This window comes from Mycobacterium sp. OAE908 (assembly GCF_017872775.1).
Lineage (GTDB): Bacteria > Actinomycetota > Actinomycetes > Mycobacteriales > Mycobacteriaceae > Mycobacterium.
In genome coordinates this window covers 943,920-969,404 of sequence record NZ_JAGGJL010000002.1, presented here as the reverse complement: position 1 = coordinate 969,404, position 25,485 = coordinate 943,920, and the positions used below count along the sequence as shown (strand labels likewise).

The window sequence follows — 25,485 nt, the reverse complement described above, 5'->3', positions numbered from 1 at the left end:
CCCTGGCAGGATGGCCCGCATGTCCTTAGTGCTGCTCGACGGCGCCAGCATGTGGTTTCGCTCGTATTTCGGTGTCCCCTCATCGATCAAGGCGCCCGACGGGCGGCCAGTCAACGCGCTGCGCGGCTTTCTGGACGCCGTCGCGACGGTGATCACGCGTGAGCAACCGACCCGGCTGGTGGTGTGCCGCGACGACGACTGGCGCCCGCAGTGGCGCGTCGACCTGATCCCGTCGTACAAGGCACACCGCGTCCTCGAGGAGAACCCCGATGGGCAACCCGACGTCGAAGAAGTGCCCGACGAGTTGACCCCGCAGGTCGACATGATCTTGGAGATGCTGGACGCCTTCGGCATTCCCACCGCGGGCGCGCCGGAGTGCGAGGCCGACGATGTGCTCGGCACGCTGGCCTCCCGGGAGCGCCGCGACCCAGTCGTCGTCGTCAGCGGTGACCGCGACCTGCTGCAGCTCGTGTGCGACGAGCCGGTTCAAGTCCGGGTCCTCTACCTCGGCCGCGGCCTCGCGAAGGCGACGAAATGGGGGCCCGTGGAAGTCGCCGAAACCTACGGTGTGCCCGTCGACCGCGCCGGACCGGCGTACGCCGAATTGGCGTTGCTGCGCGGCGATCCGTCCGACGGGCTGCCGGGGGTTCCCGGCGTCGGCGAGAAGACGGCAGCCACCCTGCTCGCCCAGCATGGGTCGCTCGAGGCAATCTTGGCTGCCGCGCACGACCCGAAATCGAAGATGTCCAAGGCTTTTCGGACCAAACTGCTCGCGGCCACCGACTACATCGATGCCGCGGGACCCGTGGTGCGCGTCGCCACCGATGCCGACGTCAACTTCTCGACACCGTCCGACAGGCTGCCCCTAGCAGCCGAACATCCACGCAAAGTCGTGAAACTCGCCGAACAGTACGGGGTTACGTCGTCGATCGGCCGGCTACAGAAAGCGCTCGACGCGCTGCCCGGCTGACTACTTGGGTCGGCCGACCTCGTAGGTGCCCTTGTCGTCCTGGAACGTCACGGTTACTTGGCGCTTGGTCCCGTCGATGCTGACCTCGCAGTTGAAGGTGTCACCCTTTTTCACCGTAGGGCTATTGCCGTCGTTGCACTTGACGTCCTTGACGTTCTTGGCGCCGTAGCCGTTGGCCTCGTCGGTGAGGATCTGCTGCACACCGGTCTGTGCGGCGTTGATGTCCAGTTTGGTGGTGACGAACCAGCCCGGCGTGAAGAAGCCCAGAACCACCACCGCCGCGATGACGATCACCACAAGCACACCGAGCACGCCGAGGATGACGCCAAGCGAACGCTTCGAACCTTCCTCGGCGGCCTGGCCGTAGGGCGGGAACTGTCCGTACTGGCCGGGCTGCTGGCCATATTGATCCGGCTGGCCGTACTGGCCGGGCTGCCCGTACTGCTGGCCGGGTTGCCCATAGGGCTGACCCGGCTGGCCGTACTGCTGGCCCGGTTGGCCGTACTGACCCGGATACGGCTGTGCGCTGTAGTCGGTTGGCTGCTGGCCGTACTGCTCGGTCGGCGCGTACTGCTGCGGCGGCTGGTACGCCGGGGGCTGGCCGCCCTGACCTGGCTGCTGGTACTGCGGATACTGCTGTTGCTGCGGGTCGTAGGCAGGCGGAGGTTGCCACGCGGGCACTGCGGTCGTCGGTTGCTCGGCCCCGGAGGTCGGCGGCTGCCACGGCTGGTTGGCCGACGGGTCGCTCGACGGCTGATCCTGGCCAGACTCCGGCTGGTGACCGGGCCACGGCTGCGTCGGATCAGATCCTTGCGGTCCGCTCATTTCTCTCCTTGCTCACGGGTCGCACTGCTGGCAGACACACTACCCGGCATCAACTGCCACGACGCCGCGTCGAATGTCGTTGATAGCGCGTTTCGCGGTGGCGCGCAGCGCAGGCGTCGGCGCGGCATTGCGCACCTGGTCAAGCAGGTCGAGGACCTGGCGGCACCATCGCACGAAATCGCCGGCCGACAACGGCGTGCCCGTGCCCGACGCGTCCGACGCCGCGAGTGCGGCGGTCAGATCACCGGTGGTGGCCCAGCGGTAGATCGCGGGAACGAAGCCGACCTCAGGCTCGCGGCTCTGCGTGATGCGGTGTCGCTGCTCGTCGGCCCGCAACTCGGTCCACAGCCGGCGAGTCGTGTTCAGGGCGCGGCGTAGTTTGCCCGTCGGCACCTCGGTCCCGTCGGGTGAGCCCGGCGCGTCGCCGCGGGATTCGTAGAGCACGGACGACACCACCGCGGCGAGTTCGGCCGGCTGGAGTCCCTCCCAGGTGCCGCTGCGCAGGCACTCGGCCACCAATAGGTCGCTCTCGCTGTAAATCCTGGCCAGTAGTCGTCCGTCGTCGGTCACCTTCGGGTCCGCGTCGGTGTCCTCGATGAAGCCGCGCTCGGTCAGGAGCACGACGATTCGATCGAACGTGCGCGCCAGCGAGTTGGTCGCCGCGGCGATCTTCTGCCGGATCTGTTCGTTGTCGCGTTCGATTCGCATATAACGTTCGGCGAGCCGCGCCTTGGCTTCGCGCTCGGGCAGGTCGTGTGCCGGGTGGCGACGCATCTGCTCACGCAGGCCCGCCAGTTCGGGGTCGACGTCGCGCTCCTTGGCCGGGCCACTGCGTTTGTTTCGGGCCGACGGCACATCGAGCCCCTCCGACGCAGAGCGCAGCGCAGACGCGAGGTCGCGCCGCATCCGCGGATTGCGATGTTCGACGCGTTTGGGCAACTGCATGGAACCCAGCGGATCCGACGCACCCGAGTAATCGGCCGACGAAATCCGCCCAGCCCAACGGTGTTCGGTCAGCACGAGCGGTCGCGGGTCGTCGCTGTCGCGGTCGGCTTCGAGCACCACAGCCAGGCCGCCGCGGCGACCCTGGGTGATGGTGATGATGTCGCCGCGGCGCAGAGCGGCGAGGGCATCGTTGGCGGCTCTACGCCGCTGCAGACGCGACGCCCGGGACTGCGCCCGTTCGCGTTCGGAGATCTGCAGCCGCAGCCGCACGTATTCCAGAATGGGCGCGTCGCGTCCGCCGAGTTCGCCTGCGATCTCGTCGAGTATCCGTTCGCCGCGCTCGACGGCGCGCACCAATCCGACCACCGATCGGTCGGCCTGGTACTGCGCGAACGAGCTTTCCAACAGTTTGTGCGCCTGCGTGGGACCCATCTGGTTCACCAGGTTGATCGTCATGTTGTAGGTCGGCGCGAACGAACTGCGCAGCGGGAACGTGCGTGTCGAAGCCAGCCCGGCGACCTCGGCCGGGTCGATGTCGGGATGCCACAGCACCACGGCGTGACCCTCGACGTCGATACCGCGCCTGCCGGCCCGGCCCGTCAGCTGGGTGTACTCCCCTGCCGTCAACGGCATGTGCTGCTCGCCGTTGTATTTGACCAACCGCTCGAGCAGGACCGTCCTAGCGGGCATGTTGATGCCCAAAGCCAGTGTCTCCGTTGCGAATACAGCTTTCACCAACCCAGCGGTGAACAACTCCTCGACGGTGTGCCGGAAGATGGGCAGCATCCCGGCGTGATGCGCGGCCAGGCCACGCAGCAGTCCCTCCCGCCATTCGTGATAGTCGAGCACCACCAGATCGGCTTCGTTGAGTTCGGCTGTGCGTCGGTCGATGATCTCAGCGATCCGGGCCCGCTCCTCGTCGGTGGTGAGCCGCAGCGACGAGCGCAGGCACTGCTTGACCGCCGCGTCGCATCCGACCCGGGAGAACACGAAAGTGATTGCGGGCAAAAGGCCTTCGCGGTCAAGCGTGCTGATCACATCGGGCCGGCCCGGCGGCCGGTAGATGCTCGGACGCGCCCTGCCGCGGCCGCGAGGCTGCCAGTCCGCCAGCCGGTCGGCTTCGCGACGGTTGGCGATGTGGCGCAGCAGTTCGGGGTCGACGAGGAGTTCGCGCCCAGACTTCGCGGCCTTGGACGCCCGGTAGTCGAACAGGTCGAACAGCCGCTTGCCCACCATCACGTGCTGCCACAACGGGACTGGGCGATGCTCGTCGACGACGACGGTGGTGTCGCCGCGCACGGTTTGGATCCAGCCGCCGAATTCCTCGGCGTTGCTCACTGTGGCCGACAGGCTCACCAGTCGCACGTCGTCGGGCAGGTGCAGGATCACTTCCTCCCACACCGCACCGCGCATCCGGTCGGCCAGAAAATGCACCTCGTCCATCACGACATGCGAAAGACCATACAGTGCAGGCGAATTCGCATAGAGCATGTTGCGAAGAACTTCAGTCGTCATCACGACGACGTCGGCGTCGCCGTTGATGGACTGATCACCGGTGAGCAGGCCGATGCGCTCGGGCCCGTACCGGGCCACCAGATCGTTGTGCTTCTGGTTGCTCAGCGCCTTGATCGGCGTGGTGTAGAAGCACTTTCGGCCCGCCGCCAACGCCAGGTGCACCGCGAATTCGCCGACGACCGTCTTGCCTGCACCGGTCGGCGCGCACACCAGCACGCCGTGGCCGTTCTCCAACGCTCGGCAGGCCTGCTGCTGAAAGTCGTCCAGCGCGAACGACAATTGCTCGGCGAAGCTGGCGAGCTGGCTGCTAGGTGGCGTCGTCATCGACTATGACCCGGGCGGGTGCCGGCACAGCGCTCGGCTGTTCGAGAGCTTCGACATCACCGATCGGTGCCGCCTGGTCATCGGGGACATCCTCGGCCGCCTCCCGCCTGGCCTTGCGCCGGTCGTGGACGCGGGCAATCTGGATCGAAACCTCCAGTAGCAGTGACAATGCCAGCGCCAACGCCAACATCGAGAACGGGTCCGAGCCGGGCGTGGCGAACGCGGCGAAGACAAACAGACCGAAGATCAGTCCGCGACGCCACGATTTCAATCGGGCGTAGGTCAGCACACCGACGAGGTTGAGCATGATGATCAGCAGTGGAAACTCGAAGCTGATCCCGAACACCAGCAGCAGATTGATCAAAAAGCCGAAGTACTGCTCACCCGAGAGCGCGGTGACCTGCACGTCGCTGCCAACGGTCAGCAGGAAGTGCAAGGCTTTCGCCAGTACGACGTAAGCGATGACGGCGCCCGTAATGAACAGCACCGCACCAACCCCCACGAAGGCGCTCGCGAACCGGCGCTCCTTCTTGTACAAGCCGGGCGTGATGAACGCCCACAGCTGATACAGCCACACCGGGCAGGCCAGGACGACGCCGGCCATCAATGCCACTTTCAGCCGGAGCATGAACTGGTCGAACGGACCGGTGGCCAGCAGTCGGCACTCGCCGTCGGGCGCGATCGTGGCGCGCGCCGATGCGGGCAGCGAACAGTACGGGCCGCGCAGCCACTCGCCGAGGCTGTGGAACCCGAAGATGCTGTGCGTGTACCAGAAGAACCCGAGGGCCGTCGTCAGCGCGACGGCCGCCACCGCGATAAGCAGGCGGGTGCGTAGTTCGTGTAGATGCTCGACCAGCGACATGGTGCCGTCGGGATTGACCCGCGACCGACGTCGACGAGGATCGAGCTTCTTGAAGATTCCGGGGGTCTGCACGGGCTACCTACGCCGCGTCATGATGCGGCCAGTGGGTTGGCGTTGGGCTAGGCCGGGCGGTGGTCCGACGGCTGCTCGGCCTGGGGAGCCGGGGGCGGCGGCGTGTCGACGCGTTCCGAGGCGATCGGCGTAGCAGGAGGCGCCGAGGCCTCAGGCTTGGAGTCCGACTGCATTTCCTTGATCTCGGACTTGAAGATCCGCATCGACTTGCCGAGCGAACGCGCCGCGTCCGGGAGCTTCTTGGCACCGAAGAGCAGCACGAACACGGCGATAACGATTAACCAGTGCCAGGGTTGTAGACCACCCAATTTGGTCACCTCCAGACGTCTTGTCCGAGTCTACCTGCCGGTGCTGTCCGCCCCGACCTCGTAGGCCTGCAGCGCCGCGGCGGCCGACTCCTGCACCTTCTGCGCCAGCGCCTCGGGCTCGAGCACACGCACCGCTGAGCCGAAGCCCAGCACGAATCGGGCCATCCACTCGTCGGACGCGTAAGTCATCGCGGCCTCGCAAGCGCCGTCGGGCAGTTCGCGGATCACCCGCAGCGGGTAGTAGTCGAACATCCACGAGGCGGAGCGGTCGATCCGCAAACGGGCCGACGGCAGCGACGGGTCGCCGTCGAACAGTGACGTGTCGGGCTCGGCCTGCACCGCAGGCTTCGGCGGGGCCGACGGCTCGTCGAGCACCTTGGCATCGACGATGCGGTCGAAGCGGAACAACCGCACGCCCTCTGCCGATCGGCACCAGGCCTCGAGGTAGCTGTGGTCTCCGACGAGCACCACGCGGATGGGGTCGACGGTGCGGCTGGACAGCATGTCGTGGGAGGCCGAGTAGTACTCGATCGTGAGCGCGCGGCCGTTGCGCACGGCGGCGCGGACGGCTGCGGCGGCTTCGCTTTCCACGGGGGCGGGCTCGTCGACGGCCGCCTCGGCGCCATGACCGAGGGTGCCTGCGGCGGACTCGATCTTGGCGATCGCGCTGCGGGCGGCCTCCGGGTCGACCATGCCGGGCACATCGAGCAGCGTGCGCAGGGCGACCAGGATGCCGGTGGCCTCCGGCGAGGTGAGCCGCAGCGGGTGGTCGATGCCGGCGGTGAACGTGACTTCGATTGTGTCACCGGAGAATTCGAAATCGATCAGGTCACCGGGACCGTAGCCGGGTAGCCCGCACATCCAGAGTTGGTTGAGGTCGTCGCGCAGTTGCTTGACGGTGACACCCAGGTCGGAGGCTGCCTCGGCGTAGGTGATCCTGGGGTTGGCCTGGAAGTACGGCACCATGTTGAGCAACCGCACCAGGCGGGTGGAGACGGCGGTCATGCGGTCACCTCACTTGCCTGCGCGCGAAGGCGAGCCAGCACGTCGTCACGCAGGGATTGCGGCTCGAGCGCAACGGCATCCGGGCCGTAGCTGGCGATCTCGCGGGCCAGCGGGTCGGACATGCCGTACTCGACGGTGAGTTCGTCGCCATCGCGGTCACCCAGCCTTCGGGGGCCAACGACGGTGCCGCGGCGCCGCAACGCTGTCGCACGCCCTGCGGCTACCCACACCCTGGCGCGGGTCCCGCCTGGAGGGTCGTTGACGACGCGGGCGACGATCTCGCGCAGATTGATTCCCTCGGGGCGCGTCACCGCGCCGGGCGGGCCGATGGGCGTGACGTGGTCGCCGATGCGGGACAGCCGAAAGGTGCGCGGGGCGTCGCGGTCGCGGTCGTAGCCGACCAGATACCAGCGGCCCCGGTCGGTGACGACGCCCCACGGCTCGACCGTGCGGGTGGTGTACGGGTCGCTGCGGGTGGGCCGATGCGGGAACTGCACGGCCTGGCCAGAATCGATGGCGGACAACAGAATTCCCAACACATCTTCGGACCCGCGTAGTCCGGGCAGGACGGCAGTCGATGTGATCGCGATGCCGGAATCGGCCGCGTCGACGTCGACGCCCGCGGCGCGCAGCTTGAGCAGTGCACCCTGGGTTGCGGTGATGAGTTCGGGCGACTCCCACAGTTGGGTGGCAACGGCGACGGCAGCGGCCTCGTCGGCGGTCAACTCGACGGCGGGAAGCGCGTAAGCCTCGCGGTTGATGCGGTAGCCCTCGGTCGGGTCGAACTGCGATACCCGGCCGGTTTCCAGCGGGATGCCGAGGTCGCGCAGTTCGTTCTTGTCGCGCTCGAACATGCGGGAGAACGCCTCGTCGCTGACACTGTCGGCGTAGCCGTAGACGGTTTCGCGGATCCGTTCGGCAGTGATGAAGGTCCGGGTGGACAGCAGTGCGATGACGAGGTTCATCAACCGCTCGACTTTGGAAATGCCCACTCGTAACACCTTAAGCGTTTAGGGCGCTGTCACTTCGCCGCGGAGCCCGCCAGCGCGTCGGAGATCAACACGCTGACGTGCTGCCAGTAGACCCAGTCGGCGATCGCCCCACGTTGAGCGGCCGCGTCGGGCGCGGTGTGCGCGCGGTAGAGCGCCTGTTCTTGTGCGTGGTCGGCGTAATTGACGAAGGCTTCCAGATGCGCGACCCCGCGTTCGGGGTTGGTGCTCATCATCGGCTTCATCACCTCGAACCACAGGTTGCTCGTCTCGTCGGCGGGCGGGTTCGTATCTGACGGTGCCGGCGGCAGCAACTCGGAGAGGGCGTTTGCGCTGACGCCCGCCAGACGCGAGGCCGCTTCCGGCGCGATGACCGCTAACCGGTTGCGGCCCTGCATCTTTCCGCTGTCAGGTATGTCGTCGGATCGAAGGATGACCTTGGCGGTGCCAGGATCGAAGTTCTTGAATTGGTCCTCGGTGGCGACGACGGCGCGCAGACGCAGGTTGTGGTGCTGGGCCCATCCTTGGACGGCGAGAATCGGATACGTCGCCCACTTGGCGCGCTCGCCGAGCGGGATGGATTCGTCGGCGCTGGCCATGCGGACCTGTTCGGGAAGGTTGACGCCATCGGGGATGTAGCCGAGGCCGTAGCTGTTGGCGACGACGATTTGGCCGTCGTGCGTCAGTGCGGTCACCCAGAAGAAGCCGAAGTCGATGTTGGGTTCGGCGTTGAGGGCGGCACCGATGCGGCGGGCCAGCTGCAGCGGGTCGCTGCCGCCACCGGACTGGCGGCGCAAGGCGCCGGCGGTCGCGGCGGCAGCGATGGCATCGCGTTCGGCGCGTGCGGCCGAAACTGGTACTGGCGCAGGCGCTCCCACGGCGCTGGTGGCGCCGGCCGCTGAAGCCGGCGCGACGCCCGGTCCCATCGATGTGGGTGCAGGGGCCGCCGAGCCCGGCGGCGCCAAGGGCGCAGCCGGTGGAGGCGTGGGCGGCGGCCCGAGTGGCATCGACGGGCCCGGCGCGGGCGCGGGGGCCGGAGCGGCACCCACGGACGGAGCCGGGGGCGGCGCGACGTGGCCCGCGGGAGCACCAGCGGGAGCGGGTGCGCTGGGCGTCGGTGGAGGGGCGTCGGGAATGGGCGCCGGGCCTGGAGTCGGAGCCGGTGGAATTGGAGGCTGGGCGGCCATTGGTGTGTTGGCGACCTGCGGCGTGAACGGCGTTGTCTGCGGTGCCGTCCCGGTGGGCTGACCACCAGCTCCGGCTTGAGCGCCGGCCTGCGCACCGTCTGTCGTGGGTGCGCCTTGACCACCAGAGGTGGGATGCACGGACGGACCGGGTGCGGAGCCCGCACTGCCGCTCGAGGTCGACAGTGGCGAGCTGGGAGTGCCGACGCCCGGCGAGCCAGAAGGGCCACCACCGACGCTGGGAGCGGACCCGCCCAGGTTCGGAGCGGCCGGCGCGGCACCAATGCCGGTGGGTGGAGACTCGACGACGGATGGACTTGGCACTGGCGGAGTACCGGTGGCGGCGCCGGCGTTTGCGCGTTGGTTTGACCAAGCCGAAACCGGCTGGGGTGTCGACCCGCCAGCGGCGGTAGCGGTCCTGTCCTCCGCGGTATTCCCTGCCTGATCGGACCGTGTCGACACGGGCTGAACTACAGGGCTCGAACCCGACGGGGGACCGCCCGCCGAGACTCCACGAACAGCGCCGCCTCCGGACGGATTCGCGGATGGGTCAGACCGGAGCAGCCGTGAAGGCGAACCCTCGCCGTCCTGCCGCTCACCGTTTCGACCGGGCTGCGCCGGTTGGTCAGCAGGCGACGCAGATATGTCCGGCTTCCATCCCAAACCTGCGGCGAGCGATTCGACGGTGCGAACGTTCTCGCTGTATTTCCGCTCTACAACGTTTCGAATAGCGACATCGGGATTGTGATTTGTCCTTGACGCCGTTTTTTCGATGTCCGCGATTTCCAGTTGGCCGGCCTCAACATTTGTCGTGATCGTGTCCTTGACGCTGGAAATGTTGGTCGCAGCGCTTCTACACCACTCGCGGGCATCCCATAGCTGCTGGCGATGCACCTGCAGCGCCTTTGTAGCCCCTTCCACAGCAGCGCCGGCTTTTGTCGCCGCGTCGCCGGACCAAACGTGCGGACCGTTGAAAATCGATGCTTGATGGTTTTGCCACTTGCTGAGGGTGGCGTCGACCTTCGACAGGATGCGATCCAGTTCGTTCGCGCGGTTGGTGTAGACATCTTCGTCCGTCTCGGGCCACGCTCCCGTCCTGGCCATTTCGCCGGCGTGCGGACCCGTCGGCTTAGCTTTACCCACTAGCGAGCCCCCGCCGCTTTGCACGCGGCATTAACCGACGACACCGCATAGCTAGCCGCTTCGGACAGATACGAGTCTGCTGTTGTGTACGTCGGGAGAGCTTTGACGAATGCTCGTTGATATTGCGCGGCAAGCACTGCCATGTCCTCAAGAGTGGGGTTGTCGCTACGCCTGCCGAGATTCTCGAGGTCATCTGCCTCGGCTGTCATTGTTGGCGCAACAGCATCATTCAGCGCCTTCAGCTCTGGTGTCCACTGAGTCGCTGGGATGTTCGGATCGGTAGCCCGCCAAGCGGCGGTATCGACGCTGAATTTATCGACAGTAGAAATCCACTCGGAACACACAGGGTTGGCTGACTTTAGAAACCGCTGCGGCTCAACGGGTTCGGCCGGTTGCGAAATCGATGTCGGAGCCGCGGCTTCGGGAATCAACGGCGCTAAAGGCTGCGCCGCTCGATTGTCGATCGCTGAGCAGACCATCGATAAGGTAGATGCAATACCGTCCGCTGTCCCTGCCAGATAGCGATCATCTGCCACATATGTCGGGATACGTTCGATGTGCGCGTCTGCGTAGGCAATGAACTGTCCGTACATCTCGCGCATTACCCGATGCGGAGTCACCTTCACGAGGTTGACTACCTGATCTGCCGCATCCTTCATGGCTTGACCTACCGTGTCGTACATGCTTCGCTGTTGCGACGTCCATGCACTGGCAGGAATTGTTTGGTCTCTATCGCCCCACTTTACGGAATCGCCCTTCGCGGCGTACTCATGAGAGACGCGCTGCCACGCTGCGCATGTCGGGTCGTCAGTGATAATCCCAACCGGGCCTTTGTCATTCGCGCTCGCGAAGTCTGAGCCGTTTCCGTTTGTCGGCGTGGGCGATTGACTGCCGCCTGAGTTCTTGCCGACCACCAATACCGTGATGACAACAGTCACCGCGATCACCGCAATCAGCGCGATACCGCCCAAGATCCACTTGCCCTTGCCGCCACCGCTCGGCGGCGGACCCTGCGGCACCCACTGCGGCGCACCGCTCGGTGGCGGCCCCCATTGCGGGCCGCCCGCCGGCGGTTGCGCGCCCCACTGATTGGGAGGCTGGGGCACACTCATCGGCATACCTTCGCGTCACGAATGGTCATGTCACAGAACGCTTTCCGGCCCTGACATCGCCGGTCGCGTCGGCGCCGGCCTGTGCGGCTGCTGCGGCACCTCCGGTGCCGGCGTCGGCTGCGGTCCGGTCGTCGGCGCGCGCTCCGCAGTGCTCGGCCCCGCCGCACCATCCGAAGGTGCCTTCTGCTCGGGCGTTTCCTTGGCGGATTCTGCTTGCTTCGCCTCGTCGTGCGCCCGATCGTCCAGCTGTTCCGGATCGGCCTTTTCCCCTGCGCCGTCTGCCATTTGGCCGACCTGCTGCATCGCGCTCTGCACGCCCTGCATGATTCCTTGCGGAATCGACGCCGCCATGCCCGCCAACTGCATCGGTATCTGCGCGGCCTGCTGGGCCATCTGCATCGGCATGCCCATCATCTGGCCGAGCTGACCCGCCTGCTCGCCCGCACCCGCGGCCGGCGCCGCCGCACTAGCCGGTGCGCCCGCCGCACCCGTCGCACCAGCTGCGCCCGCTCCCCCGGCACCCGAACCCTCCGCGCCCTCGAGGTCAGCCAGCGCCTTGAGAACTTGGTCTGCAAGCTGTTGATCCATGCCCTCGTACTTGGCGGCGGCCTGAATGATGTTCTGCGCGGTCCGTAATGCATCGGCTTTCGTCACCGGCAGACCGGCGATCAATGGAGCCTCCATTGCCTGCGTGCGCGCATTGAGAATTGTCGACAGCGCGTCGGCACCCGTCGCCGTGAATGGCACCGGCGGCTGCGGAATATCGCCCGCCGCACTCAATAGGCCCTGGCCGCCGGTGGCCAGCGGCGCGGTGTCGACCCTGAGCTCTCCGGGCATCAGTCCAATCCCCCTGCCAAGTCGTGCTCGATAGCTGGCACCACGCCGTCCCCGAAGCTGCACCGCCGACCTGCACCGTGAACGCCCAAACGCGAGCGATTACCAGGAGTCGCTACGACCGCACCCAGCAACCGTGCTCCAGCATCCGTCAGGCGCTCCGCAGCGGCGTCGCGCAGCCTCGTGAAAGTCACTCGACCACCTTCAGAAACACCCGAACAGCATCAATTCGCGACGGTTGCAATTCCGGCGCGCGCATTCGGCATTCCCTCCAGCAGTCGTGCAGCAAATGCTACCCGAGCCGCGAGTACGCCGACCGCGCCAATTTCTTGCTCTGGGGATACCTACATCGAGGCGATGAGCCGCTTAACGCGTTCGTCGACCGACCGGAACGGGTCCTTGCACAAAACAGTGCGTTGCGCTTGGTCGTTGAGCTTCAGATGGACCCAGTCGACGGTGAAGTCACGACCGGCTTCCTGCGCCGCGCTGATGAACTCGCCGCGCAGCTTCGCCCGCGTCGTCTGCGGCGGAGTGTTCACCGCCGCTTCGATTTCCTCGTCAGTCGTCACGCGCGAGGCGAGACCCTTCCGCTGAAGCAGGTCGAACACCCCGCGTCCCCGCTTGATGTCGTGATAGGCCAAATCCAATTGCGAGATCTTCGGATCGGACAGCTCCATGTTGTAGCGGTCCTGGTAGCGCTGGAACAGCTTGCGCTTGATGACCCAGTCGATCTCGGTGTCGACCTTCGCGAAGTCCTGGCTCTCGACCGCATCCAGTTGGCGCCCCCACAGGTCGACCACCTGCTCGATCTGCGAGTTCGGCTCCCTGGTCTGCAGGTACTCGACCGCGCGCTGGAAGTACTCCCGCTGGATGTCCAGCGCACTGGCCTGACGGCCGCCCGCCAGCCGCACCGGGCGTCGCCCGGTCAGATCGTGGCTCACCTCGCGGATGGCCCGGATCGGATTGTCCAGCGAGAAATCGCGGAACGGCACCCCGGCCTCGATCATCTCGAGCACCAGTGACGCGCTGCCCACCTTGAGCATCGTCGTTGACTCGCACATGTTGGAATCACCGACGATGACGTGCAGCCGCCGGTACTTCTCGGCGTCGGCGTGCGGTTCGTCGCGCGTGTTGATGATCGGCCGCGACCGCGTCGTCGCCGACGAGACGCCTTCCCAGATGTGCTCGGCGCGCTGCGACAGGCAGAACGTCGCCGCCTTCGGCGTCTGCAGCACCTTGCCCGCACCGCAGATCAGCTGCCGCGTCACCAGGAACGGCAGGAGCACATCGGAGATCCGCGAGAATTCACCCGCTCGGACGATCAGATAGTTCTCGTGGCAGCCGTAGGAGTTACCCGCCGAGTCGGTGTTGTTCTTGAACAGGTAGATATCGCCGCCGATGCCCTCGTCCGCCAGCCGCTGCTCGGCGTCGATCAGCAGGTCTTCGAGCACCCGCTCGCCGGCGCGGTCATGGGTGACCAACTGGGTCAGGTTGTCGCATTCAGCGGTGGCGTACTCGGGGTGGCTGCCCACATCGAGATACAACCGCGCACCGTTGCGTAAGAACACGTTCGAACTGCGGCCCCATGACACCACCCGCCGAAATAGGTAGCGGGCGACCTCGTCGGGGCTCAGCCGACGATGGCCATGGAACGTGCAGGTGACACCGAACTCTGTCTCGATGCCCATGATTCGTCGCTGCACGTAATCGAGACTACTTGCTGCTGCCCGGCCACGGCGGGCAAGCCGCGCCGTTGACAGTGGATGGGGTTTCCGTCACGGTTCGCCGGCGACCCAAATGCATTGCTGAGGCTGCCCGGCCAGCAGCCACCGTACCTGTGGATAACTTCGGCGCCCTCGCGTCCGAATCTGTCAGCATGAGGCATGGGGGGACGAACAGAGGTCGATCTCGGGCAGTTACGAGATGTCGCCGACCACGTCATGCAGGCCGCCGACGCAATCGCCGAAATGCGTTGGCCGACAATAAATCCCGATGATTTGGCCGGATCAGAAGTCGGCCGTGTCGGTGCGCCGGCGCTCGTTGCTGCGCGACTGACCGACGTGGTCGCCAACATGCGGGGGTGGGCGCTGGCCGCCCACATGTCGGCGGACGCTTTCGAACGCGCCGACGGTCGCAACGGTCAGCGCCTGGGGTGAGGCGGCCGACCGTCTCGCAGGCCGAGGCGTGGCGGCCCGATGCACTGCGCGGGCTCGCCGACGGCTGGGACGACGCGGCCCGCCGCCTGACCGCGCACGCCGACACCGCCACGCGCGCAATCCGGGACACCAATTGGACGGGCAGCGCCGCCGACACCGCTCGGGACAACGCGCACGGCATTGCCGCCGACGCCGACGAGGCCGCCCGCCACCTGGTCACCGCCTCGGTCGCCGCACAAGACGGCGCCGACCAGATCGCCTCCGCACAGTTGTCGGTGATGGAGAAGGTCGCCGAGGCCCGCGGGGGCGGATTCGAGGTCGCCGACGACGGAACTGCGTCGCTGCGTGCTACCCCATCGCCGCTGCTCATCGCGCTTTCAGGCGGCGACGCTGCCGTCGCGCACGACATGCTGACGATGCGCGCCGAGGAGCTGACCAAACAGATCACCGCCGCGCTCGACCAACTCGGTGCTGCCGATGCAGACGCCGCCAGAGACATCGAGGCGGCATTCGCATCGACGCCGATCCCCCGCGCTGCAGCGACGGTTCCGGCAGGCGCAGGGCCAGTGCGGGCTTCCGACGTGGTGGCGGGCTGGCCCGCGATGAGTCAGGACCGCATCGGCGAGCAGATCGCCGCCATGACGCCAGCGCAACGGCAGCGACTGACCACGGACTTTCCCCTCCAGGTCGGCAACACCGACGGCGTGCCATGGGACATGCGCACAGCCGCCAACCGCATCAACATCGCGCAGGCGATCGTCGACGGCCTCGATGATCCGACGGCCCAGCAGCGGACCGCCTTCTACCGCGGCCTGCTCGGCGAGATCGACGACCCGACGGGTAGTGGTCGGCGCGTCGAGCGGCAGATTCTGGCCTTCGATCCCGCCCGTGCCTCACTGGTCGAACTCAACGGCGACCTCGCGACGGCAAAGAGTGTGGCGGTTCTGGTCCCAGGTCTGAACACCACCATCGAGGGCTCGGCGGCCGACACTCGGACCGCGCGCCGTTTCGTGTCGGCAACCCACGGCGACGTCGCGACCATTACCTATCTGGGCGGCCCCTTTCCGCGAGGCAATCCAATCGCCGGTGTCGTCGATGCGGCCGACCCGCGGTATGCGCTCAATATGGCGCCACGGCTCGTCGCTTTCAGCGAAGACGTCGACCGCACCGTCGACGTCCCGGTGACCTACATCGGCCATTCGTACGGCGGGTCGATCGTGGGCACCGCCGAAGCATTCGGCCTGTCCGGCGACCGCGTGCTGTACGTGGCCGCAGCCGGCGCGGGTGTCGGTGTCGACGATCCGGGCGATTGGCACAACCGCAATCCGGATGTGCTGCGATTCTCGATGACAGCGCCGGGTGACTTCATTCAGGCCGTCCAAGGCATACCCGGCGGTCCGCACGGCGCCGACCCAGACGAGATGCCCGGCGTAATCCGTTTAGCCACAGGGCATTACGACGACGGACGGCTGATGGCAGGACCGCAGGCGCACAGCGACGTGCTCAACTGGCCGTCCGACGCATGGCGCAACATCCTGGCTGTCATCGCCGGTGACCGTGATCGAATCCAGGTCGCAGGGGTGAGTGCCGGTCAATAAGCGCGAATCAGCAAGTGTGGCAAACATTTTCGCTCGCAATGGCATGCTCCCCGCAGCCGTCCGACTGAAGTCACGAGACCTATACGGACAAAAACCAGCCAAATTCGGGCATGCGACGGCCAGAATGGGCCAATGTGGTCGCGCAGCTCGCCCGTCGACGGGTTTCGGCTCGCCTTCGACCGCTTCGGGACCAGAGGGGCGCCGCCCGTCGTACTGCTGCACGGCTGGCCCGGCAACCGACACGACTTCCGGAAGGTCGTTCCGATTCTCGGCGACATCGCCGACGTCGTCGTTCCGGATCTGCGCGGGTTCGGCGGTTCGGACAAACACGAGGTGGCCGTGCAGCACTTCTACAGCGCTACCGCCCAAGCCAGCAGCGTCATCGGGCTGATCAAGGAACTGGGCCTGTCGAACGTCATCCTCGCCGGCTATGACGTCGGCAGCCGCGTCGCACAGAGCGTCGCCAGGATGCATCCCGATCTGGTGCGCGGCCTCGTGCTATCTCCCCCGCTGCCCGGCGCAGGAGATCGCGTACTCACCGCGCACGCACAAAGCGAGTTCTGGTATCAGGCTTTCCACCAGCTTCCACTGGCCGCCGAGTTGATCGACGGCAACCCAGACGCTGTCCGAGAATACTTGCGGCACTTCTGGAATCATTGGTCCGGACCATACTTCGCGCTCTCTGAGGACGAACTGGACCGCCTGGTATCCGACTACGCGCTGTCGGGCGCCTTCACGGCTTCGATCGCGTGGTACCGCGCCGGCGCGGGCACGGTCGCCCAGTCACTCATCGAGTTGCCGCCCCACGGCGCCATCAAGATTCACGTGTCCACCGATGTGCTGTGGCCGCAGCATGATCCACTGTTCCCAACCGAATGGGCAGACCGACTCGACGACTACTTCACCGATGCCAGGCTCCATGTTGCCGCCGGCGCCGGGCATTTCACGCCGCTGGAATGTGCCGAGCAGTTCGCCGAACTCATCCTCGTTCAGCAGCCGACGTAGTTCACCGAAACGTTCACCGCGAGCCCGCCGGTCGACGTCTCCTTGTACTTCGAACTCATATCGCGCCCGGTGGCTCGCATGGTCTCGATCACCTCGTCGAGGCTCACGCGATGTTCACCATCGCCACGCAACGCCATGCGTGCCGCGTTGATCGCCTTGCCTGCTGATATCGCGTTGCGTTCGATACACGGGATCTGCACGAGCCCGGCGATCGGATCGCACGTCAACCCCAGGCTGTGCTCCATCGCGATCTCGGCCGCATTCTCGACCTGTTCCGGTGTGCCGCCAAGGATTTCGGCCAACCCGGCGGCCGCCATTGATGACGCTGAACCAACCTCGCCCTGACAGCCGACCTCGGCGCCGGAGATCGACGCCCGCTCCTTGTACAGCGACCCGATCGCCCCTGCGGTCAACAAAAACCGCACCGCCGTGTCGTCCGGGTTCGATGTCCCCGCCTCCGTGTAGTGCACGGCATAGTGCAGCACCGCGGGGATGATCCCGGCCGCGCCGTTGGTCGGTGCGGTCACGATGCGCCCACCTGACGCGTTCTCCTCGTTGACGGCGAGCGCAACCAAGTTCACCCAGTCCTCGGCGAACCGCGGGTCGCGGTCGGGGTCTTCTTGGCTGAGACGGTCGTACCACTGCCCCGCCCGGCGACGCACCTGCAGCGCGCCCGGCAGCAGACCAGTGCGGCTGATGCCGCGCTCCTCGCACTCCACCATCACATCGCGCAGGTGAAGCAACTCCGCGCGGATGTCCTCAACGGTGCGGGTACCGCTTTCATGGGCAAGCATCACCTCGCTGATCGACCTGCCGGTGCCCGAAGCCAACGCGAGCAGTTCTGCCGCCGAGGAGAACGAGGTGTCGTCATCCTTTGCAGTGTCATCAGTTGCGGCCTCGCCCTCGGTGACCACAAACCCGCCACCGATGGAGTAGTAGGTCCGCCGATGCAGCGTGCTGTCGTCGGCCGCCAAGGCCGACAGCGTCATGCCGTTCGGGTGGAAGTCCAGGACCGTGCGGCTGTACAGCGCGATGTCGTCCTCGGACAATGCAATCGGCACTCGTCCGCCGAGCATGATCTTGCCCGCGTTGGCCAGCCGCAACCGCCCGGCTTCCACCTCCTCGGACTCGATCGTTTCGGGGCGATGTCCCTCGAGCCCCAGCAGGACGGCGGACAGGGTGCCATGGCCCCGACCGGTCGCCGCGAGTGACCCGTACAGCTCGACTCGTACGTCGGCCACCCGCGAGAGAATTCCCATCGCCTCCAGGTCGGCGACGAAGATCGCTGCCGCGCGCATCGGTCCGACGGTGTGGGAACTCGACGGGCCGATGCCGACCTTGAAGAGTTCGAAGACACTGATGGTCACTGACGGTTCCTCCCCTGATTTACAGCTGTGGGTAGAGCGGACGACGCTCGGCGAGCTCACCGACCGCCCGCGCCCACTTCGCGGTGTCGGCGTCGGGCGCTGCGATCAAGCACTGCGCGATGAGATCGGCGACCGCGGCGAAGTCCTCGGCTTCAAATCCGCGCGCCGCAAGCGCAGGCGTGCCGATACGCAGTCCCGACGTCACCATCGGCGGTCGAGGATCGAACGGAACGGCGTTGCGGTTCACCGTGATTCCGATGGTCGCCAGCCTGTCCTCGGCCTGCCGTCCGTCGATTTCGGCGTTGCGCAGATCGACGAGTACCAAATGGACATCGGTGCCACCGGTGAGCACGGCGATTCCCGCATCGCGCACATCGGGCGCGGAGAGCCGGTCCGCCATGATCTTGGCGCCCTCGATGACGCGCTGTTGACGCTCGACGAAATCGGTCATCGCCGCCATCTTGAAGGCCACCGCCTTGGCCGCGATGACGTGTTCCAGCGGTCCACCCTGCTGCCCGGGGAACACCGCCGAGTTGATCTTCTTGGCGATGTCGGCGTCCTTTGTGAGGATGATGCCTCCGCGCGGGCCGCCGAGGGTCTTGTGCGTGGTGGACGTGACCACATGCGCGTGTGGCACCGGCGACGGATGCAGCCCCGCCGCCACCAGTCCGGCGAAATGAGCCATGTCGACCATCAGGTATGCGCCTACCTCGTCGGCGATCTCCCTGAAGCGGGCGAAATCCTGGTGCCGTGGGTAGGCAGACCAGCCGGCGATGATCATCTGAGGCCGGTGCTCGCGGGCCGCCTCGGCCACCTGATCCATGTCAATCAGGTAGTCGTCGCGTGAGACTCCATACGCGGCAACGTTGTAGAGCTTGCCCGAGAAGTTCAGCCGCATTCCATGGGTGAGGTGACCGCCGCAGTCGAGCGAGAGCCCGAGGATGGTGTCGCCCGGCTTGAGCAGCGCATGCATGACCGCGGCGTTGGCCTGCGCACCGGAATGGGGCTGCACGTTTGCGAACTCCGCGCCGAACAGGAACTTGACGCGGTCGATGGCCATCTGCTCGATCACGTCGACGTGCTCGCAGCCGCCGTAATAGCGCCGCCCGGGGTAACCCTCGGCGTACTTGTTGGTCAGCACCGAACCCTGTGCCTCCATGACGGCCATCGGCGCATGGTTCTCCGACGCGATCATCTCGAGGCCGGTGCGTTGGCGTTCTAGTTCCTTGCCTATCAACTCGGCGATCTCGGGATCGAAATCGGCAAGACGCTCGTCGAGGACGCTCATGTCGATGCTCCGTTCGTGGGGGGCCGGGGTATGAATACCAGATTGAAGCTAACTGATATATCAGAGTGTGATCGGCATCATAGCTGCGTGCGGCTTTGACGGTCAAGGTTGGCCATTGCCGCCTTGTTACCAGCGAGTTTCGTTTGGGCGCTCCCCTTGACAGTGACATGGGACACGGTTCAGTCTGTTGCATGTAGAGGGTTCTATTGCGCAATACGCAACATCTAGGTAGCTGGCGAGAGGCCGAGTAGGTGGCGGAACACCTGAATATGTTCATCGCGGGCGAATGGCGCCCCTCGCTCGACGGCGCCCGCCGAGAGATCCGATGCCCGGCCGACGGCCAGCTGGTCGCACAGGCCGCCGAGGCGTCCGCTGAGGACACCTACGCCGCGATCGCTGCCGCGCGCGAGGCCTTCGATACCGGTCCGTGGCCACAGATGCCGGAACGTGAGCGCGCCGACGTGTTGCGACGCACCGCCGACCTGATCGATCGCGACCGCAAGGACTTCGTCCGCGCAGAAGCGCTCGACACCGGTAAGCGGATCGTCGAGGCCGAATACGACATGGACGACGTCACAGCGTGCCTGCGCTACTACGCGGGCGTCGGCGGCACCGAGGCCGGCCATGTCGTGGACACCGGTAAAGCAGATGCGATCAGCCGCCTGGTGTACGAGCCCGTCGGCGTCTGCGGACTGATCACGCCGTGGAATTACCCTCTGCTGCAAGCAAGTTGGAAGGTTGCGCCAGCGCTGTTGGCGGGCAACACGTTCATCCTCAAGCCGAGCGAGCTGACACCGTCAACCTCAGTCCTGCTGATGCGCGCGTTGGAGGAAGCGGGCCTGCCCGCCGGCGTCGCCAATCTCGTCCTCGGCGCCGGGCCCGCGGCGGGCGCGCCGCTGTCGGAACACCCTGACGTGGACATGGTTTCGTTCACTGGCGGCGTCCCTTCCGGCACCCGTGTCATGGCCGCCGCCGCAGCGACGGTCAAACGCGTCGCGCTGGAACTCGGGGGCAAGAACCCCAACGTCGTGTTCGCCGACGCCGACTTCGAGACCGCGGTGGACTTCGCGCTCACCGCGGTCTTCCTGCATTCGGGACAGGTGTGTTCGGCGGGCGCCCGACTGATAGTCGAGGAGTCGCTGCACGATCGATTCGTCAACGAGGTGGTCTGGCGCGCCGAGCGGATCACCCTCGGCGGACCATTCGATCCCGACGCCGAAACCGGTCCCCTGATCTCCGCCGCACACCGCGACAAGGTCGAGGCGTACGTCGCCGCCGGACTCGCAGAAGGCGCGGTGCTGCGCTGCGGCGGTCGCCGACCCGACGACCCACATCTGAAGGATGGCTTCTTCTATCCCCCAACGGTTCTGGACCGCTGCCACACCGGCATGACGGTGACGAAGGACGAGTCGTTCGGCCCGGTGCTCACGGTCGAGACCTTCACCGACGAAGACGACGCGGTACGAATCGCCAACGACACCGAGTACGGGCTCGCCGGCGCGGTGTGGACCCAGGACGCCGGTAAGGCCCAGCGCGTTGCGCACCGGTTACGGCACGGGACCATCTGGATCAACGATTACCACCCCTATGTGCCGCAGGCCGAATGGGGCGGCATGAAGCGATCCGGCAATGGCCGCGAACTCGGCAGGACCGGACTTGACGAGTACCGCGAGATCAAGCACATCTGGCAGAACACCAACCCGCGGCCCGAACGATGGTTTCGGGGATAGACCGCAAACATCTCAAATGACCGACAGCCCAATTAGTTAGGAGATTTCGGTGGCCATCCATACAGAGAGCGCGCCCACAGCGGTGGTCGCCCCGCCGACCCCACGCCGCAGCGACGCGGAGCTCAGTGTCAACGGACTGTGGAAGGTCTTCGGCGCCAAAGCTTCTGACGTCGCACGCGACGACAGCATGGGGCAACTCAGCGTCCAGGACATCAAGAAGAAGACTGGGTGCGCGGTTGCCGTTCGCGATGTCAGCTTCGACGTCGGTTGCGGCGAGGTGTTCGTCGTGATGGGGCTGTCGGGCTCAGGAAAGTCCACGCTCGTGCGGTGTCTGACGCGGCTCATCGAGCCGACCAAGGGTCAGGTGGTATTCCAGGGCACCGACATCATGTCTGCCGACGAGAACGCGCTGCGAGATCTGCGTCGCCGCAAGGTATCCATGGTCTTCCAGCACTTCGGTCTGCTGCCGCACCGGCGGGTGCTCGACAACGTCGCGTACGGCCTCGAAGTCAAGGGCACCCCGAAGAAGGAGCGGCTCAAGCGTGCAGAGGAAGTCACCGAACTCGTCGGCCTCGCCGGCTACGAGTACTCCTATCCGGATCAGCTGTCTGGCGGCATGAAGCAGCGCGTCGGACTGGCCCGCGCACTGGCCAGCGATCCCGACATGCTGCTGTTCGACGAGCCCTTCTCGGCGCTGGATCCGCTGATCCGGCGCGACATGCAGAACGAGGTGATCCGCCTGCACCACGAGATGGGCAAGACGATGGTGTTCATCACCCACGACCTGTCGGAGGCACTCAAGCTCGGCGACCGGATCCTGATCATGCGCGACGGAGAGATGGTTCAAATCGGCACCGGTGACGAACTCGTCGGCGCTCCGGCCGACGACTATGTGCGCGAATTCGTCAGCGACGTACCGCGTTCACGGGTGCTGACCCTGAAGTGGATCATGCGCGAGAAGCGCGCCGATGACTCGCTCGACGGCCCAGAAATGGCGCCCACCACCGTGATCCGCGACGCCGTCGACCCGGTGCTGGCCGCCGACAAGCCGATCAAGGTGGTCGAGGACGGCAAGTTGCTCGGCGTGGTCGGCCGCAGCGAGATCCTCGCCGTGATCGGCCAGGTCGACGAGGGCGGCGCATGATGGCGACCGCTACGTTAGGAGCACCTCCTGCGCCGGCGGCGCCGGAGCAACACCGGAGCGTGTCGTCATGGTTCGCCCAACGAGGGCCTGTGCAGATGGTCACGGCCATCGGCGCGGTGCTCGCTCTGTGGATAGCGTTCTTCGTCGTATTGCACGGCCGCTTCACCCTCGCCCTCGCGCCTGCCGAGACCAAGCCGCTCCATGTGTGGCTCTCTGATCTGCAGACCAAGGTCGGTGAGGGCCGAAACACCAACCCGCTCTTCACCTATTTCTTCAATCCGATCCGGTCGGTGGTCGACACATTCGGCACTGCGATCGCCGACCTGATCGCACATCCGGTTGACGGGCGACCGGTGCCCTACATCGGGTGGCTTGGCGTCGTGGTGCTGTTGACCTTCGTGGCCTGGGCACTGGGCAACTGGAAGGTCGGGCTGCTGACCCTGTGCGGCTTGTTGTTCATGGGCCTGCAGGGCCTCTGGCAGGACAGCATGGAGACGCTGGCGTTGACCATCGCGGCGGTCGCGATATCACTGCTGATCGGAATTCCGCTTGGCATCTGGGCGGGTATATCGGATGGGTTCAACCGCCTGATCACACCCGTGCTCGATTTCATGCAGATTCTGCCGTCGTTCGTCTACCTCGCGCCGCTGACGCTGGCGTTCCTCATCGGCCCTGCCGCAGCGATCATCGCGACGGTGATCTACGCGGCTCCTCCGGTGATTCGGCTTACCGCGCACGGCATCCGGTCGGTGCCGGCTGAGTCGCGTGAGGCCGTCGAGTCGCTGGGCGCCACGAGGCGACAGGAGTTGTTCGGGGCGCTGCTGCCGATGGCCAAGCGCACCATCGTCCTCGGCATCAACCAGACCATCATGGCCGCACTGTCGATGGTGACGATCGCCGCGCTGATCGCGGCACCTGGCCTCGGCCAGGTCGTGGTCCAGGCGTTGTCGACACAAGACGTCGGCACCGCATTCAACGCCGGCTTGGCCATCGTGATCATGGCGATCATCCTGGACCGGACGACCACCGCCGCGAGCGAACGCGTCGAGACACAACAGCGAAAGTCGGCCGGACCCAACAAGTATCGGCGGCCAGGAATCGTGATCGGCGCCGTGGTAACAGCATTCGCGATCTGGCTGTCATACACCTATCAGCTCGTTGCGATCTTTCCGTCCTCTCTGCAAATCGGCTCGGTTCACCTCGGACTCGACGTCGGCAGTCCCATCATCGCCGCCGCGAATGCGGTGACCAAGTGGGTTCAGGACGTTTTCGCCCCGATCACCAACGGCATCAAGGACGTGGTGACGGCGGCGGCACTCGACCCGCTGCAGTCGCTGCTGGCTAGCTCACCGTGGTGGCTCGCCTTCGCGGCCATCACCGCAATCGCGGCGATCATCGGCGGCCGCTGGTCCGCACTCATCACCGCCGTGTGCCTGGCCCTGATCGCCTGGCCGCTGCAACTATGGCAGGCCACCATGGAGACACTGGCCGCCGTGCTGGTGGCCACGGTGGTCGTGGTCGTCCTCGGGGTCGTCGTCGGCATCTGGATGGGTCGCAGCCAAACCGCGGACAAGATCGTGCGCCCGTTCCTGGACGCCGCGCAGACCATGCCGTCATTTGTGTATCTGGTGCCGTTCCTGGCGTTGTTCTCGGCGTCGAGGTTCACCGGCATCGTGGCGGCAATCGTCTACGCCGCGCCCGTGTCGATCAAGATCATGGCCGACGGGATCCGCGGCGTCTCCCCCGAGACGGTCGAGGCGGCACGCTCGGTCGGGTCGAACACCTGGCAGGTGATCAGCAAGGTGCAGCTGCCAATGGCCGTCCGCTCGCTGACGTTGGCGACGAACCAGGGCCTTATATATGTGCTCTCCATGGTCGTGGTCGCAGGCCTGGTCGGGGGCGGCGCGCTGGGCTATCTGGTGGTGGCTGGCTTCGCACAGACCAGCCTGTTCGGGAAGGGCCTGGCCGCGGGTCTGGCGATCGTGCTGCTCGGCACGATCCTCGACCGCACGACCGCGGCGGCATCGAAACGGATTGGACGGGCGAGCGAATGAAACGAATTGCGATCGCGGCGGTAGCGCTTGCGCTGTTGGTGTCGGGCTGCAACGCCACCAAGGTCTCGGATCTGCAGGCCCGGGGCGAGCTGAAGCCCGGCGCCAAACCCTGCGGGACCTTCAATCTGGCCATCAACTCCTGGGTCGGATACGAGGCGAACGCGGCAGTGATCACGTATCTGGCGGAGAACGTGTTGGGTTGCTTCGTCAAACAGCGACACATCGCTGAGCAGGTCTCCTGGCAGGGCATGTCGACCGGACAGGTGGACGCGATCCTGGAGAACTGGGGTCACGACGATCTGCGACAGCAGTACATCGACAACATGGGCGTCGCACAGAGCGCAGGCTCTACCGGCGTCAAGGGTCAGATCGGCTGGTACGTGCCGCCGTGGATGGTCGAGAAATATCCGGACATCACCGACTGGCGCAACCTGAACAAGTACGCCGACCTGTTCAAGACCTCGGAGTCCGGTGGCAAGGGGCAACTTCTCGACGGGGACCCGGCATACGTGACAAACGACGACGCGCTGGTGACGAACCTCGGCCTGAATTACAAGGTGGTACAGGGCGGTAGCGAAACCGCGCTGATCTCGAGCATCCGGCAGGCCCAGCAAGAGCGGAAGCCGTTACTCGCGTACTTCTACTCGCCACAGTGGTTGTTGAGCGAGGTCCCGATGGTCAAGATCAAGCTGCCGCCGTACACCGACGGCTGCGACGCTGATCCGGCCAAGATCGCGTGTGACTATCCGGACTACGACCTGGACAAGATCGTGTCCACCAAGTTCGCCGAGTCCGGCAGCCCGGCGTACACGCTGGTGAAGAACTTTCAGTGGACGGGCGAAGACCAGAACTCCGTTGCGCGCTCCATCGCGATGGACGGCATGAGTGACGACGAGGCCGCCAAGAAGTTCATCGATGCGCACCCGCAGCTGGTCGCCAAGTGGCTGGCAGGGACCGGGGCGCAAAACGCGGCGTAACCCGGGGTAAAACCCGAGCTAGCGGCGGCAAAACTCGCGCTTCGCGGCACTTGACAAGGGCAGGCGATTTCCATCAAG

General features: G+C 65.9%; 20 protein-coding genes. 8 read left to right on the top strand and 12 right to left on the bottom strand.

Going from position 1 to position 25,485, the window contains the following annotated elements:
- Positions 1 to 19 precede the first annotated feature (19 nt).
- Complete coding sequence (locus J3E61_RS29810) at positions 20 to 970, top strand: 5'-3' exonuclease (protein ID WP_210086313.1); 951 nt, start codon at positions 20 to 22, stop codon at positions 968 to 970.
- Here J3E61_RS29810 and J3E61_RS29805 read toward each other — a convergent pair whose 3' ends face one another.
- The 10 genes from J3E61_RS29805 to pafA all read right to left on the bottom strand — a co-directional run bounded on the left by J3E61_RS29805 (position 971) and on the right by pafA (position 13,791).
- On the bottom strand, positions 971 to 1,795 hold the full coding sequence (locus J3E61_RS29805) for a DUF4333 domain-containing protein (RefSeq protein ID WP_192722985.1): 825 nt from the start codon (positions 1,793 to 1,795) through the stop codon (positions 971 to 973).
- 39 nt (positions 1,796 to 1,834) lie between these two features.
- Positions 1,835 to 4,579 (bottom strand): RNA helicase, encoded by a 2,745-nt coding sequence (locus tag J3E61_RS29800; RefSeq protein WP_210086312.1) that lies wholly within the window; start codon positions 4,577 to 4,579, stop codon positions 1,835 to 1,837.
- Entirely contained in the window at positions 4,563 to 5,513 is a 951-nt protein-coding gene (gene tatC, locus J3E61_RS29795) for a twin-arginine translocase subunit TatC (protein WP_210086311.1), read from the bottom strand. The genes J3E61_RS29800 and tatC overlap by 17 nt, the downstream gene beginning before the upstream one ends.
- 47 nt (positions 5,514 to 5,560) lie before the next feature.
- Positions 5,561 to 5,821 carry a Sec-independent protein translocase subunit TatA gene (tatA, locus tag J3E61_RS29790; RefSeq protein WP_192723866.1) on the bottom strand — a complete coding sequence of 87 codons (261 nt, stop codon included), beginning with the start codon at positions 5,819 to 5,821 and terminating at the stop codon, positions 5,561 to 5,563.
- Between the two features lie 30 nt (positions 5,822 to 5,851).
- Positions 5,852 to 6,826 (bottom strand): WYL domain-containing protein, encoded by a 975-nt coding sequence (locus J3E61_RS29785; protein WP_192722988.1) that lies wholly within the window; start codon positions 6,824 to 6,826, stop codon positions 5,852 to 5,854.
- Complete coding sequence (locus J3E61_RS29780; protein ID WP_210086310.1) at positions 6,823 to 7,818, bottom strand: YafY family transcriptional regulator; 996 nt, start codon at positions 7,816 to 7,818, stop codon at positions 6,823 to 6,825. The genes J3E61_RS29785 and J3E61_RS29780 overlap by 4 nt, the downstream gene beginning before the upstream one ends.
- A 29-nt stretch (positions 7,819 to 7,847) precedes the next feature.
- Positions 7,848 to 10,103 carry a hypothetical protein gene (locus J3E61_RS29775; RefSeq protein ID WP_210086309.1) on the bottom strand — a complete coding sequence of 752 codons (2,256 nt, stop codon included), beginning with the start codon at positions 10,101 to 10,103 and terminating at the stop codon, positions 7,848 to 7,850.
- A gap of 38 nt (positions 10,104 to 10,141) precedes the next feature.
- Positions 10,142 to 11,254 (bottom strand): hypothetical protein, encoded by a 1,113-nt coding sequence (locus J3E61_RS29770; protein ID WP_210086308.1) that lies wholly within the window; start codon positions 11,252 to 11,254, stop codon positions 10,142 to 10,144.
- Between the two features lie 30 nt (positions 11,255 to 11,284).
- Entirely contained in the window at positions 11,285 to 12,094 is an 810-nt protein-coding gene (locus J3E61_RS29765; RefSeq protein ID WP_210086752.1) for a hypothetical protein, read from the bottom strand.
- A gap of 338 nt (positions 12,095 to 12,432) precedes the next feature.
- Positions 12,433 to 13,791 (bottom strand): Pup--protein ligase, encoded by a 1,359-nt coding sequence (gene pafA, locus J3E61_RS29760; protein ID WP_192722992.1) that lies wholly within the window; start codon positions 13,789 to 13,791, stop codon positions 12,433 to 12,435.
- Positions 13,792 to 13,971: 180 nt separating this feature from the next.
- Between pafA and J3E61_RS29755 the strand changes: the two genes are divergently transcribed.
- The 3 genes from J3E61_RS29755 (at position 13,972) to J3E61_RS29745 (ending at position 16,847) form a co-directional block, all read left to right on the top strand.
- Entirely contained in the window at positions 13,972 to 14,244 is a 273-nt protein-coding gene (locus tag J3E61_RS29755; RefSeq protein WP_192722993.1) for a hypothetical protein, read from the top strand.
- Positions 14,241 to 15,842 (top strand): alpha/beta hydrolase, encoded by a 1,602-nt coding sequence (locus J3E61_RS29750; protein WP_210086307.1) that lies wholly within the window; start codon positions 14,241 to 14,243, stop codon positions 15,840 to 15,842. The genes J3E61_RS29755 and J3E61_RS29750 overlap by 4 nt, the downstream gene beginning before the upstream one ends.
- A gap of 132 nt (positions 15,843 to 15,974) precedes the next feature.
- Positions 15,975 to 16,847: an alpha/beta hydrolase gene (locus J3E61_RS29745; protein WP_210086306.1), complete on the top strand. Its 873-nt coding sequence runs from the start codon at positions 15,975 to 15,977 to the stop codon at positions 16,845 to 16,847.
- On the opposite strand, the gene J3E61_RS29740 is transcribed toward J3E61_RS29745, so the two are convergent.
- A complete protein-coding gene (locus J3E61_RS29740; protein WP_210086305.1) occupies positions 16,832 to 18,214 on the bottom strand; it encodes an L-serine ammonia-lyase in 1,383 nt (460 codons plus the stop codon). The two genes, J3E61_RS29745 and J3E61_RS29740, sit on opposite strands and share 16 nt — an antisense overlap.
- Positions 18,215 to 18,233: 19 nt before the next feature.
- On the bottom strand, positions 18,234 to 19,502 hold the full coding sequence (locus J3E61_RS29735) for a serine hydroxymethyltransferase (RefSeq protein WP_210086304.1): 1,269 nt from the start codon (positions 19,500 to 19,502) through the stop codon (positions 18,234 to 18,236).
- Between the two features lie 269 nt (positions 19,503 to 19,771).
- On the opposite strand from J3E61_RS29735, the gene J3E61_RS29730 reads away from it, so the two are divergent.
- The 4 genes from J3E61_RS29730 (at position 19,772) to J3E61_RS29715 (ending at position 25,407) form a co-directional block, all read left to right on the top strand.
- Positions 19,772 to 21,232, top strand: coding sequence for an aldehyde dehydrogenase family protein (locus J3E61_RS29730; protein WP_210086751.1), 1,461 nt, complete (start codon positions 19,772 to 19,774; stop codon positions 21,230 to 21,232).
- Between the two features lie 82 nt (positions 21,233 to 21,314).
- Positions 21,315 to 22,376: a glycine betaine/L-proline ABC transporter ATP-binding protein gene (locus J3E61_RS29725; RefSeq protein WP_210086750.1), complete on the top strand. Its 1,062-nt coding sequence runs from the start codon at positions 21,315 to 21,317 to the stop codon at positions 22,374 to 22,376.
- Entirely contained in the window at positions 22,373 to 24,430 is a 2,058-nt protein-coding gene (locus tag J3E61_RS29720) for an ABC transporter permease subunit (protein ID WP_210086303.1), read from the top strand. Before J3E61_RS29725 ends, J3E61_RS29720 begins: the two co-directional genes overlap by 4 nt.
- Positions 24,427 to 25,407 (top strand): ABC transporter substrate-binding protein, encoded by a 981-nt coding sequence (locus J3E61_RS29715; protein WP_210086302.1) that lies wholly within the window; start codon positions 24,427 to 24,429, stop codon positions 25,405 to 25,407. The genes J3E61_RS29720 and J3E61_RS29715 overlap by 4 nt, the downstream gene beginning before the upstream one ends.
- The last annotated feature ends 78 nt before the right edge of the window (positions 25,408 to 25,485 follow it).

Coding starts and splice junctions, on each gene's coding strand:
- J3E61_RS29800 (WP_210086312.1), bottom strand. CDS start 4,579: ATGACGACGCCACCTAGCAGCCAGCTCGCCAGCTTCGCCGAGCAATTG.
- J3E61_RS29755 (WP_192722993.1), top strand. CDS start 13,972: ATGGGGGGACGAACAGAGGTCGATCTCGGGCAGTTACGAGATGTCGCC.
- J3E61_RS29805 (WP_192722985.1), bottom strand. CDS start 1,795: ATGAGCGGACCGCAAGGATCTGATCCGACGCAGCCGTGGCCCGGTCAC.
- J3E61_RS29770 (WP_210086308.1), bottom strand. CDS start 11,254: ATGAGTGTGCCCCAGCCTCCCAATCAGTGGGGCGCGCAACCGCCGGCG.
- J3E61_RS29730 (WP_210086751.1), top strand. CDS start 19,772: ATGTTCATCGCGGGCGAATGGCGCCCCTCGCTCGACGGCGCCCGCCGA.
- J3E61_RS29715 (WP_210086302.1), top strand. CDS start 24,427: ATGAAACGAATTGCGATCGCGGCGGTAGCGCTTGCGCTGTTGGTGTCG.
- J3E61_RS29745 (WP_210086306.1), top strand. CDS start 15,975: ATGTGGTCGCGCAGCTCGCCCGTCGACGGGTTTCGGCTCGCCTTCGAC.
- J3E61_RS29785 (WP_192722988.1), bottom strand. CDS start 6,826: ATGACCGCCGTCTCCACCCGCCTGGTGCGGTTGCTCAACATGGTGCCG.
- J3E61_RS29775 (WP_210086309.1), bottom strand. CDS start 10,103: ATGGCCAGGACGGGAGCGTGGCCCGAGACGGACGAAGATGTCTACACC.
- J3E61_RS29720 (WP_210086303.1), top strand. CDS start 22,373: ATGATGGCGACCGCTACGTTAGGAGCACCTCCTGCGCCGGCGGCGCCG.
- J3E61_RS29735 (WP_210086304.1), bottom strand. CDS start 19,502: ATGAGCGTCCTCGACGAGCGTCTTGCCGATTTCGATCCCGAGATCGCC.
- J3E61_RS29810 (WP_210086313.1), top strand. CDS start 20: ATGTCCTTAGTGCTGCTCGACGGCGCCAGCATGTGGTTTCGCTCGTAT.